Genomic DNA, 11,621 nt, shown 5'->3' with positions numbered 1-11,621 from the left:
ATGTACATTTAAAATAATAGCTATATGATTAAAAATCAGTTATATATAATCTTTTTGATGTTGGCGATTTGGTGCTCGGCCCACGCACAAACGACCATCGATACAACAGCAGCAATACATGTTCCCGTAGCCGGCAACACTTGGGTCGTGGGCCAGGAAGCGACTGAAGGAACTAGAAGGGGCAATCCTTGGAAAGATGCCACGCAATGGAGCAAAACCTATGTGCGTTTGGCCCGACAGGGTACACTCCATGTGTGGATAGAAGCGGCCGTAGACTTTGATGCTCCTATTGAGGTGGAGGTACAGGGAGATCGCAAGCGGGTGGAATTAAGAAAAACTTCCCCCACAAAAATCTTTCTCGGTTCATGGGATACTGTCGATTCGGGATATGTGAGCATCAGTCTGCGGACGGTGGATGGGCCTGTACCTATTTCGCAATTTCAATCGGTAATGCTCAATGGGGAGGCTACGCAGGGGCAAAACCATTTCGTGGCCAGCAATGAAGACAACTTGTTTCACTTTGGAAGGCGCGGGCCATCGGTACACCTGAAATACCAGATTCCCACGGAAAACGAAATTGTCTATTATTATAACGAGGTGACCGTGCCGCAAGGCGAGGACGTGGTCGGTTCCTATTATATGGCCAACGGTTTTGGGGGTGGCTATTTTGGTATGCAGGTCAATTCCAGGAGTGAACGTCGTGTCTTGTTTTCCGTTTGGAGTCCTTTCCAGACAGACAGACCTCAGGATATTCCCGAAGATCAACGTATCCATTTACTTAAGAAAGGGAAGGAGGTGAATACGGGCGAGTTTGGCAATGAAGGCTCCGGCGGGCAGAGTTACCTTAAATACAACTGGATAACGGGAAACACGTACAAGTTTTTGCTAAAAGGAGAACCAAATAGAGATAGTACTACTACTTATACGGCTTGGTTTTTTGCACCTGAGGAAAATGATTGGCGGCTTATCGCCAGTTTCAAACGCCCCAAGACCGATACCTATCTCAAGGGGTTCTATTCGTTTTTGGAGAACTTCAGTCCAGAGCAGGGTATTTATACCCGTAAGGTAAACTTCGGCAATCAATGGGTACGTGATGTAAGAGGGAAATGGCACCCGATAAACAAGGCTGTTTTTACTTATGACGCCACGGCAAGGAAGGGATATCGCCTCGACTATGCTGGTGGCACGGACGGAAAGCAATTCTTTTTGCAAAACTGCGGCTTTTTCAATGAATATACCCAATACGGCACGCCCTTAGAGGTGCCAATTCCTATTGCGGCTCCCAAGATCGATTTGCAGCAGTTGCCGTGAATGGATCTTGGCCAAATAGTGTGATTCGGGCATTAAACGAATCTATATAATAGAATGTGGAACGGCTAATTTCACTTTATCCAGTACAAATTCGAGTTGTTGTTCTTGGTTTAGTTCTGTATTGTCCAATATGATAGCATCATCGGCGCGAGTTAGTGGACTTTCTTTTCTGGTGGTGTCCTGATAATCGCGATGAGCAATATTTTCAAAGACTTCTTCCAGTGTGACAGACTCTCCTTTTTGGGTGAGTTCGAGATACCGTCTTTCTGCACGCACTTTCGGATCTGCTGTCATGAATATTTTTACCTGCGCATGTGGGAATACGGCTGTTCCGATATCCCTGCCGTCCATTACGACGTTTCTTTTGCTTCCCATACGCTGTTGCTGTTTTACCATTGCTTGACGGACAGCCTTCAGGGCACTTACAGCGCTTACTTGTTCGGAGATATGCATTTTTCGTATTTCTTCGGATACATCCTCTCCATTCAATAGTATATGCGTCACGTCCTCTTCCTTATGGAAGTCGATATGTATGTTTTTCAGCGCTTCTTCTACCTGGTGCAGGTCGTCCAGGTTGACACGGTTTCTTACGAAGTACAGTGTAACGGCCCGGTACATCGCGCCAGTATCTACGTATACAAAATGCAACTTTTTAGCTAATTCTTTGGCAACTGTACTCTTGCCACAGGATGAATAGCCATCTATAGCAACAATAGTATTGGGTGGATTCATGATATGCAAAGATAGTTTTTTTGAGACATAAGTGAATCGGCGATTTGTCTTTTGTTTTTGGCACGGTATGTGCTACGCTTTAGATAGGTTTAGGTTGATTTAAAAACATACGTTTTTGCCCGGTATCCCCAAACACCGGGCTTTTTTATGCTCTTTTCTCTCGCATTCATAATGATAATCCCTATCATTCATTAGGCACGGAATGCAAGCCATAGAAGTTAAGTCACAAGGTTTGATGATATGCCAATTGGTATGTGTGTTATTCTGTACACATTTTGTACTGTATATTGACTATTTTTGTGCCCTATGACCCCAGCAGAATTAAAAGAATTTTTTGACAACAGACAATTGCCAGCAGAAATGGCGTGGCATCCTTGGTCTATGATAACGGACATGAAGCGGTTTTTGAGCAGTAATTTTCAAGAACTGGCCGAAATAATGAAACGAGGGGATTATACTAAAAGCCCTGCTTACTGGCACCTTATGGAGCTTAAGGAGATTTTGGAAAAGACAGAAAGTCAAAAGAACGACTAGCAATTATCCTCCCCAGGCGGTTATCGTCAGTTCTCTAGAGCTTGCGTGATTGCGATGCTCACATAGGTATATTCCCTGCCACATGCCCAATGAGAGCCGACCATTTGCAATGGGGACCAATACCGAGCATCCCAAAAGGGAGCTTTTTATGTGAGCAGGCATGTCATCGGGCCCTTCATAGTTATGTAGGTAGTCGGAGTCGTTTTCCGTTACGGTTTTGTTAAAAAAGGTTTCAAAATCTACCCTTACGGTGGAATCGGCATTTTCATTAATGGTAAGTGAAGCAGAGGTATGTTGGATGAATATCTGGCATACACCAATGGAGATGCTTTCGATCTCAGGCAGAGCATTAAGTATGAGCTGCGTAATTAGATGAAATCCCCTTGGTTTGGGCGGTATAGAGATGTTTTTCTGATATATCTTCGTGACTTGCATGGTTTTTTTTAACTTAGTGCCCCAAATGCGTACTTTTAGTTTAGATATTTTTTTCAGGTCAATATACTTATTTTTTATTTTTATCTGCGGTCTCTTTTTCGCTACATGTTCAACCCCGTCTTCCAATAACGGAGATAAAAACGCCGAAATAGATCCCAAGAAAAGCAATCGCCCTACATTTAAACCTTATTGGGGAGTGGATTTTTTTGAAGTAAGAAGGTCTTTCGACAATGGCTTGGCATTTGATACCATTGGCTTTGAACAAGAACCTATATGGCATATCAATTTCATACATGACGATTCGGTCATGGTATTCAGCCCCGATAGCAATGCCATGCTCCATTACGATATATATCACGATCAGGATTCGATCTTTTTCTTCGGTAGGGAATGGTTTAGGGTAAAGTCTTTGGACAAGGATAGCATGCTATTGCAAAGACTTGCCGTGAAGAGCAAACGGGTGAAGGAGGAGCGTTCTAACGTGTATATGAAACTCTATTCCAAAAGTTACATTCTTGACAGTTTGCATACCACGGTAGAGGAGCTGCGTAAACCACGACGGGTAGACACTCTTTTTATACAGGAACGAGCAGATCGTTCGAATCGCAACCCTGGCAATATAGACAGTTCTTTTTCCGCTCGCAACCCCGTGGAGTTAACACCTCTCTATTCCACCATCAGTGCCAAGAGGAGAAGTTTTACCGATGATGACAGATTGACACAAAGTGCCGCGTACCATTACCTGTATCCTGAATTTGATATTGTAATTGACCGAGCTTATAAAGACTTCTATTATGAGTTTTCCGTACTGGTAGACGGCAGTGGGAAAATGCGATTGGGGAAATTTGTTGCTATGGATGAATTTAAAGAATCGAGAGCCAAAGTTTTGCAAGGTATTATTGATGTCTACTTGCAGAATATGCTGCAGGTAAAGCCCGGGACGACATTGGGCATACCTCTGACTAGCCTGATTATGCTCCGCGTGCGAGGTAAAAAATAGGCGCTTACAAATATTATGGCTAATTTTGGCCTGAATTTTAACAGTACCTCTTCATGTTTTCAGGGAAATCATTGAATCGTTATTTGAAATTTTCCATCACTTCCCAAGAATGGCTATACATGGTTAAATGTGTATTGGGCGTTATCATCTGTTATGGCTTTTATTGGGCTTTTCCACAATACCCCTTTTATTGGAGTATTATCTCGGTCGTTTTGGTATTTACTCCAGATAACGACCAAAAATTGGCCTTTGATAGGATAAAAGCCAACTTTCTTGGTTCGGCAGTTGGACTTATCGTTTATTTCTTGCCTATTGCAGATGTGTTTTTGTTTTGCTTAGGGGTAGTTATTACTATTGTTTGCGGTATTATTTTACGATTGGAAAACACCATACGTCCAGCCTTGGCCGCGGTCATCATTGTTCTTGTTCAGGAAAGTGGCATCTTTGGGGTAGTGGAAGAGGAATATATGGTGGCAGTGGAGCGAGCGATATGTGTACTTATTGGTTGCACCGTCGCCCTGTTCATTACCATGGTGTTCACAAAAGCTGCCTGGGCAAAGTTCTACTATAAGGTACGTATGCGATACCTTAAAAGGCATTATTTGAAGAGGTAGATGACGGTGCTCGGATGGCACAGTTAAGTCTTTCTCAATTTCACTCCTTTTACGAAATGATGGCTTCCCTTTTCTAGGATAAGATTGGCCCTGAATCGCGTGGGAAGAATATTTTTTATCAGGTTGGGCTTATTGATGTCATCCCAAATGGTTTTGGCCAAACGAAGTGTTTCCGCTTCGTTCAATTGGGCATAACGGTGGAAATAAGATTCGGGACTTTGAAAGGCCGTGTTCTTGAGCGACACAAAACGGGATATATACCAATCCACCAAATTCTTTTCACTGGCATGCACGTAAATGGAATAGTCGAAGAAATCTGAAACAAATACCTGTGGGTCTTTGTGGAGTGGATTCAGGTTCACCTGCAGCACGTTTATGCCCTCTACGATAACGATGTCGGGATTGGTGATCTTTTGTGTTTCTCCTTCCAAAATATCGTATTTCAGATGGGAGTAAATAGGGACCTCGGTATCACTTACTCCAGCTTTGATGGCACCCAGGAAATTGATCAGCTTTCTGGTGTCGTAGCTTTCGGGAAATCCCTTTCTGTTCATGATTCCCCTCGCTTCCAACACCCTATTGGGATATAGGAAACCATCGGTGGTCACCAAGGCTACATTGGGTCTCTCTGGCCATAGGGACAATACTTTTTGCAATACCCTCGCCGTGGTGCTTTTGCCGGCAGCCACACTTCCACCTATACCGATGATGAAGGGCGAGCGGATTCTCTCCAGCTGCAGGTATTTCTTTTCGTGATGAAACAGCTGGTTGGCGTTGGCTATATGGATATTAAGCAGATGTGATAGCGGAAAGTACACGTCTTGGATCTCTTCCAAATTGAGTGGCTCATTGAGCGCATTGAGCGAACTGATGTCATCCTGTGTGAGCGAAAAACTCAATTGGCCATTGAGGTTTTTCCAGCTATCACGACTTATACTGGTATAAGGTGAATAGAAATCTTGGTTTTCAAGGACGCTCATGCACGCGATGCTTTGTTTTACAGCCCATTGGGGCCTGTGTGTTTGTTTTAAGGCGTCAAAAATAGAAGAAAATCAGTGAATAGAAAAGTTTTTGATCTATATTCAATGAGATATGGCAAGAATATTACTAAAGAGATATGAGACATCAGATGTGAGATGCGAGATATGGCAGATTAATGTACGAGTGCCAGATGTTGCATCCGTAACAAGATTAAAGTATACTATTTGTTTTCAAATCCACTAAGAATCAATTTGCCGGAAGCTGGATTGGTCGCCAAGGGTACGTTGTGTACGTCGCAGATGCGCATAAGCATTTGGATGTCCGGTTCGTGAGGGTGTTGTCCCAATGGGTCACGAAAGAAGATAATGGCATCTACCTTGCCTTCGGCAGCCATGGCGGCAATCTGCGCGTCCCCGCCTTTGGGGCCACTCAGCTTGCGCGTCACTTTAAGTCCTGTTTGTTGGATATACATGCCCGTAGTACCCGTTGCTACTAGGTGCAAAGGTTGCAAAATATCAAAATGGTCTTTGACGAATGCGACCATTTCGGCCTTTTTGCCATCGTGGGCTATCAATGCAATTGTCGTGGTTCTTTTCATGTAATTATTGAGAAGAATTGATGGAAAAATTCAACGAATAAAGTTAGTAAAAAAAAATCTTCTTCTATGTAAGCTTCATATTCCTGAAATTGACCATTCCGTTTTCTAGACTGTAAATGTCATTTTCTCCATCGTAAATGACCTGTGTGGATACTACGTCATCCCCGGCTACTTTCCGGAAATAATCCAGGTTTCTGACAAAGCCTTTGGTAAAGATTTTTGCGGATTTGATCTCATAAGCAAATAGCTGCGTCCCTTTTTCTTCAATTAAATCCACTTCGTTTTGCGATTTATCTCTATAGAAATACAAATTTGGCAACTTGCCCTGATTGTACCGGTTTTTAAAAAACTCCAGTACCACCATATTCTCAAAAACAGCCCCACGCAAAGGATGTGTAGTCAGTTGTTGTTCATTTTCGATACCTAACAAGAAACAAGCTAAGCCAGTATCATAAAAGTAAATCTTAGGTGATTTGACCAAACGTTTTCCTATGTTTTTAAAAAAGGGCGGAAGCCTGAACAGCACATAAGACGCTTCTAATACACTCAGCCATTCCTGAATAGTAGGAACTGAAACACCGATTTCGTTGGACAGTGACGATGCGTTGAATTCTGTTCCTATCCTGCCGGCGCACAGCTTGATAAATGTCTGAAACCGGGTAATATCTTTGATGTTTAACAATTGCCGAACATCTCGCTCTATATAGGTGTTGTAATAGTTTTGGGCCACATCTTGTATCGGAATATTTTTTGCCCACACGGCAGGATATCCGCCGTTGAGCATTAATTTATCCGTACTTTTATCAATATTCTGACCGATTTCCTTTAAGGAAAAAGGCAATAAAGTTAAAACTACTGCTCTGCCCGCCAACGATTGGGTAATGCCCTGCAATAATGAAAAATTACTACTTCCTGTCAGGACAAATTTTGTTTGTTCATTTTCGTCTACGATTACCTGAATATAGGAAAACAACTCGGGAAGATGTTGAGCTTCATCTATAATCAGCCCATCGGCATATTGTTCCAGAAACGCTTTGGGTGCAGTTAAAATCTGTTCTCTGATACTCGGGTTTTCCAGATTGACATAATGATAGTCCGGAAACTGATGTTTGCATAAAGAGGTCTTTCCCGACTGTCTTGGTCCGGTTATGACCATAACGGTATATAAACCTGACAACCTGACTAATTCGCTATGTAATTGACGCTGTAAAAACCCTGTCTTTGATTTGGACATTTTTTAAGTACAACTTTAAATTTGCCCAAAAATAACTTTATTATACCAAACAGCAAAGCATTTTTTTTGAAAATCTGATTACAGAGCTTTTTTTCTTTTTTCCTAAGCGAGAATCCAATGACGTCGCTCAGGATGGCAAAATTACGGTTTTTGTAATAATCACGTTTTGTTGTACATACATCTGTACATCGAGAGTATAATTTCTGTTTGGTTATAATCCATTGTGCTCTACTATTATCTAAAGATATTTCCTATCCAAAAAATAAATAAGCCACAAAAATAGCCGCTATAATACCTGCCAAATCGGCGATAAGTCCGTAAGGGATGGAATAGCGGGTACGTTTGATGCCTACCGAACCAAAGTAGAGTGCCACGATATAGAACGTGGTGTCTGCCGAACCATTAAATACGCATGCCAGTCGGCCAATGAAGGAATCGGGGCCATAGGTGGTCATGGTGTCTACCATCATGGCCTTGGCCCCGCTGCCGCTCAGTGGCTTGATAAATGCCGTGGGTAGGGCAGGGGTGAAGTCGGTGGGAAGCCCTGCCTGTTGAAAGGTCCACGCAAAACCGTCGACGATATAACCCAATACACCCGAATTGCGGAGTACACCGATGGCTACCAACATGCCTACGAGATAAGGGATAATGGTTACGCAGGTAGTAAATCCCTCTTTGGCCCCTTCTATAAAGGTTTCATATACATTTACCTTCTTGCGGATGGCACCCAAGATAAACAGCACAATGATGCTGAAGAGGATGATATTGGAAAAGACCTTGGAGAAAAGTTCTATCTGTTCCTTGTTGAGAAAGAAATGAAAATAGCTTATCATACCGCCCAATACGAGCGTGATGCCTCCCAACCAAGAAATAACTACGCTATTGAACAAGTTGATACGTTGTTTGATGGCCACTGCGATAAGCCCCACCACGGTAGCTACGTAGGTGGCAATGAGACAGGGAATGAATATGTCCGAAGGGTCATTTGCACCCAAGATAGCCCTTTGGGCCATAATGCTCAGCGGGATGAGCGTCAGTCCCGATGTGTGCAGCACCAAGAACATGATTTGCGCATTGCTGGCTTCTTCCTTGTTGGGGTTGATCTCTTGCAGGGATTTCATGGCCTTGAGCCCAAAGGGTGTTGCCGCATTGTCGAGTCCAAGCAGATTGGCGGAGAAGTTCATGACCATATGTCCCGTGGCTGGATGGTTTCTGGGTACTTCGGGGAAGATGCGGTTGAAGAATGGGCCGATGATGCGCGAAATGAAGGTAATGGCTCCTGCCTTTTCGCCGATGTTCATGATGCCCAGCCAAAGGGTCATGATGCCTATGAGGGGCAAGGCAATATCCATCACGCCCATCTTGGCAGAATCAAAGGTGCCGTCGACAATGATCTTGAAGATTTCCGTATCGCCAAAGAAAATAAGGCGGATTAGTGCAACGGCAAAGGCGACAAGAAAAAATGCAATCCAAACGTAGTTTAGGGCCATAGTTTAGTATCAAGTAAAAAGTAAAAAAGCCAATCTCCCGAAAGGCAGGCAATACGCACAAAATCAATCATTCAACAAGTATCGTAAGCATGCTGACATAAGCAACTTCAAACTATGGACCTGTCTTTTGATGGAGGTAAATTTACTTAATGCAAAGTGATTTTTACCATATCATGGGGTATGAAATAAAAAAAGTCATTGGAGCACATTCCAATGACTTGCTATAATGATGTCTACTAACTGCTACAAATGGATACACTCGCCATAGGCGTCCGCAGCTGCTTCCATAATGGCTTCGCTCATGGTAGGGTGCGGGTGTACCGATTTAATGATCTCGTGTCCGGTAGTTTCCAGTTTGCGGGCCACAACCACTTCGGCTATCATTTCGGTCACGTTGTTGCCAATCAAGTGGGCTCCAAGGAACTCGCCGTATTTGGCATCGAAGATGACTTTCACAAAACCATCCTTAGCTCCAGAGGCACTTGCCTTGCCTGATGCTGAGAATGGGAATTTACCAATCTTAAGCTCATAACCTGCGTCTTTGGCAGCTTTTTCGGTATAGCCCACGGAGGCAATCTCTGGCGAGCAATAGGTACATCCCGGAATGTTGTTGTAGTTGATAGGCTCTACGTGCAGTCCTTTTATCTTCTCTACACAGGTAATACCTTCGGCAGACGCCACGTGTGCCAAAGCTTGACCTTTTACGATATCGCCTATGGCGTATACACCTTCTACGTTGGTTTTATAATAATCATCTACCAGTACACGTCCTTTGTCCGTTTTGACGCCTACCTCTTCAAGACCCAGATTTTCGATATTGGGCGTAATGCCAACTGCCGATAATACGACCTCTGCCTCGATGGTTTGCTCGCCCTTGGCAGTCTTGATGCTTACCTTTGCCGGAGATGAGGAGGTGTCCACGCCTGTTACCTCGGCGCTGGTGAGGATGTCGATACCCGCTTTCTTCAAGCTCTTCTCCAATTGCTTGGAAATATCGGTGTCTTCTACGGGAACAATACGGTCTAGGTATTCCACTACGGTCACCTTGGTGCCTATCGAATTATAGAAATAAGCAAATTCCACGCCGATAGCCCCGGAACCAACAACTACCAATGACTTGGGTTGTTTTTCCAAATTCATGGCCTGACGATAGCCTATAATGGTCTTGCCGTCTTGTTTGAGGTTGGGCAATTCCCTAGAGCGAGCTCCAGTGGCCAATATCGTGTGTTTGGCTGTATATTCTTTTGTAGATCCGTCACCGCCTTTCACTTCCACTTTGCCACCTTTCTTGATCTTGGCGGTACCCATAATGACATCGATCTTGTTTTTCTTCATCAGGAATTGAATGCCCTTGCTCATGCCATCGGCCACACCACGGCTTCGCTTTATGATGGCGGCAAAGTCGGCCTCACCACCTTCTACCTTGATGCCGTAGTCGGCAGCATGATTGAGATATTCAAAAACTTGCGCACTTTTCAATAAAGCCTTGGTAGGGATACATCCCCAGTTCAAGCAGATACCGCCCAGAGACTCGCGCTCCACGATAGCTGTTTTGAAGCCCAATTGAGATGCCCTGATAGCAGCTACATATCCGCCGGGCCCACTACCAATTACAATGATGTCGTAGTTCATTTCCGTTTTATTTTGATATTTGTCTTCGTACTTTTTCTAAGCCTACAAACTTATAATAATTTTTTCATTTTTGGGACGGATGGGATACAAAACGCTGTTTTGACATTTTAATGCTCCCTTTTGTGGAAACGGATGACCGATTTCATCTTAGTATTAAAGTCATTACATGGTTTAATCTGAAAATCCTGTCTTATGTTGTTCAAAGGTGCCAATATTATGTCAAGCGACTGGCTGGAGCTGGTCTTTGAAGGAAGAAACAAGCTATATGGAGCGTATGTGATGCGCAAGCAGGCCAATAGCGATTTGACGAAAGCACTATTTGCTGGAATGGGGCTTTTTTTGTTGGGAGTGGTAGCGCCTTATTTGTGGGGCCATTTGAAGCCTGATGCGGTCGTTATACCAGGTGGCGATGTCTCCACGGGAGTAGATTTGATGCCTCCGATAGCCCTTGAGGAAAAAATAATTGTGCCCAGCACTCCTGCAGCTGCGCCTGCTAAGGCACGAATGGATCAGGTGCGGATGCCTCGGCCAAGGGTAGTACAAGCGCATATGGCCGTAGATGAGGTGCCTACTGTAGCCGACTTGAAAAAGTCAAATCCCGGGCCAAAGACCATTGCGGGCGATCCGGGTGCGGATATTACCATAGGCGTGGCGGTAAGCGAATCGGGCAAGGGGCAAGGAATTACGGAAGGAACGGCGGCGCATGGAGGGAATGAGGTGATGGAGCATGTGGAGATCATGCCTTCATTTCCCGGAGGCATGGCGGCTTTTCTGGATTACGTGGCTAAGCATTACCGTATACCTTCGGAGCTGCAAACTGTTGGCGTACAAGGAAGGATTGTCGTTAAGTTTGTCGTAGAGAAAGATGGGAGCTTGAGTGGCTTTGAGATTCTGAAGGCAATTGGCAAAGGTACCGGTGAAGAAGCGATAAGGGTGCTGCAAAGTGCCCCACGATGGAAGCCCGGTATACAAAATGGTCGACCTGTAAGGGTGGTCTACACCTTGCCGATACAATTGCAGCTGCAATAATTGCCGTATGGGCTAAAATCCATATCTTTGC

General features: G+C 44.1%; 12 protein-coding genes. 5 read left to right on the top strand and 7 right to left on the bottom strand.

Annotated features, from left to right (window positions below):
• Nucleotides 1-24: 24 nt before the first annotated feature.
• Complete coding sequence (locus A37S_RS0111630; protein ID WP_157278597.1) at nt 25-1,311, top strand: DUF3472 domain-containing protein; 1,287 nt, start codon at nt 25-27, stop codon at nt 1,309-1,311.
• A gap of 42 nt (nt 1,312-1,353) precedes the next feature.
• Here the strand turns inward: A37S_RS0111630 and cmk are convergent, their stop codons facing one another.
• Entirely contained in the window at nt 1,354-2,043 is a 690-nt protein-coding gene (gene cmk / locus A37S_RS0111625) for a (d)CMP kinase (RefSeq protein ID WP_028297132.1), read from the bottom strand.
• 306 nt (nt 2,044-2,349) lie between these two features.
• Between cmk and A37S_RS0111620 the strand changes: the two genes are divergently transcribed.
• Nucleotides 2,350-2,577 (top strand): DUF6965 family protein, encoded by a 228-nt coding sequence (locus tag A37S_RS0111620; RefSeq protein WP_028297131.1) that lies wholly within the window; start codon nt 2,350-2,352, stop codon nt 2,575-2,577.
• A gap of 3 nt (nt 2,578-2,580) precedes the next feature.
• On the opposite strand, the gene A37S_RS0111615 is transcribed toward A37S_RS0111620, so the two are convergent.
• Nucleotides 2,581-3,012 carry a secondary thiamine-phosphate synthase enzyme YjbQ gene (locus A37S_RS0111615; protein WP_028297130.1) on the bottom strand — a complete coding sequence of 144 codons (432 nt, stop codon included), beginning with the start codon at nt 3,010-3,012 and terminating at the stop codon, nt 2,581-2,583.
• Between the two features lie 196 nt (nt 3,013-3,208).
• On the opposite strand from A37S_RS0111615, the gene A37S_RS24485 reads away from it, so the two are divergent.
• Nucleotides 3,209-4,012: a hypothetical protein gene (locus A37S_RS24485; RefSeq protein WP_157278595.1), complete on the top strand. Its 804-nt coding sequence runs from the start codon at nt 3,209-3,211 to the stop codon at nt 4,010-4,012.
• A gap of 53 nt (nt 4,013-4,065) precedes the next feature.
• Nucleotides 4,066-4,626: an FUSC family protein gene (locus tag A37S_RS24480; RefSeq protein ID WP_051293060.1), complete on the top strand. Its 561-nt coding sequence runs from the start codon at nt 4,066-4,068 to the stop codon at nt 4,624-4,626.
• A gap of 23 nt (nt 4,627-4,649) precedes the next feature.
• Here A37S_RS24480 and coaA read toward each other — a convergent pair whose 3' ends face one another.
• From coaA to lpdA, 5 genes are all read right to left on the bottom strand, one after another.
• Nucleotides 4,650-5,606, bottom strand: coding sequence for a type I pantothenate kinase (coaA, locus tag A37S_RS0111600; RefSeq protein ID WP_028297129.1), 957 nt, complete (start codon nt 5,604-5,606; stop codon nt 4,650-4,652).
• Between the two features lie 221 nt (nt 5,607-5,827).
• Nucleotides 5,828-6,205 (bottom strand): methylglyoxal synthase, encoded by a 378-nt coding sequence (locus tag A37S_RS0111595; protein ID WP_028297128.1) that lies wholly within the window; start codon nt 6,203-6,205, stop codon nt 5,828-5,830.
• A gap of 64 nt (nt 6,206-6,269) precedes the next feature.
• Nucleotides 6,270-7,361 (bottom strand): ATP-binding protein, encoded by a 1,092-nt coding sequence (locus A37S_RS0111590; protein ID WP_211229779.1) that lies wholly within the window; start codon nt 7,359-7,361, stop codon nt 6,270-6,272.
• Nucleotides 7,362-7,690: 329 nt separating this feature from the next.
• The gene (locus A37S_RS0111585; protein ID WP_028297126.1) at nt 7,691-8,929 is read right to left on the bottom strand and encodes a nucleoside recognition domain-containing protein; all 1,239 of its coding nucleotides are present in this window, start codon (nt 8,927-8,929) and stop codon (nt 7,691-7,693) included.
• 243 nt (nt 8,930-9,172) lie between these two features.
• Nucleotides 9,173-10,561: a dihydrolipoyl dehydrogenase gene (lpdA, locus tag A37S_RS0111580; protein ID WP_028297125.1), complete on the bottom strand. Its 1,389-nt coding sequence runs from the start codon at nt 10,559-10,561 to the stop codon at nt 9,173-9,175.
• Nucleotides 10,562-10,777: 216 nt separating this feature from the next.
• Between lpdA and A37S_RS0111575 the strand changes: the two genes are divergently transcribed.
• Entirely contained in the window at nt 10,778-11,590 is an 813-nt protein-coding gene (locus A37S_RS0111575; RefSeq protein ID WP_051293064.1) for an energy transducer TonB, read from the top strand.
• Nucleotides 11,591-11,621 lie beyond the last annotated feature (31 nt).

The sequence above is a fragment of the Olivibacter sitiensis DSM 17696 genome (assembly GCF_000427965.1).
Taxonomy (GTDB): Bacteria; Bacteroidota; Bacteroidia; order Sphingobacteriales; family Sphingobacteriaceae; genus Olivibacter; species Olivibacter sitiensis.
The sequence above is the reverse complement of the archived record's forward strand: the minus strand, read 5'-3'. Positions and strand labels throughout refer to the sequence as shown.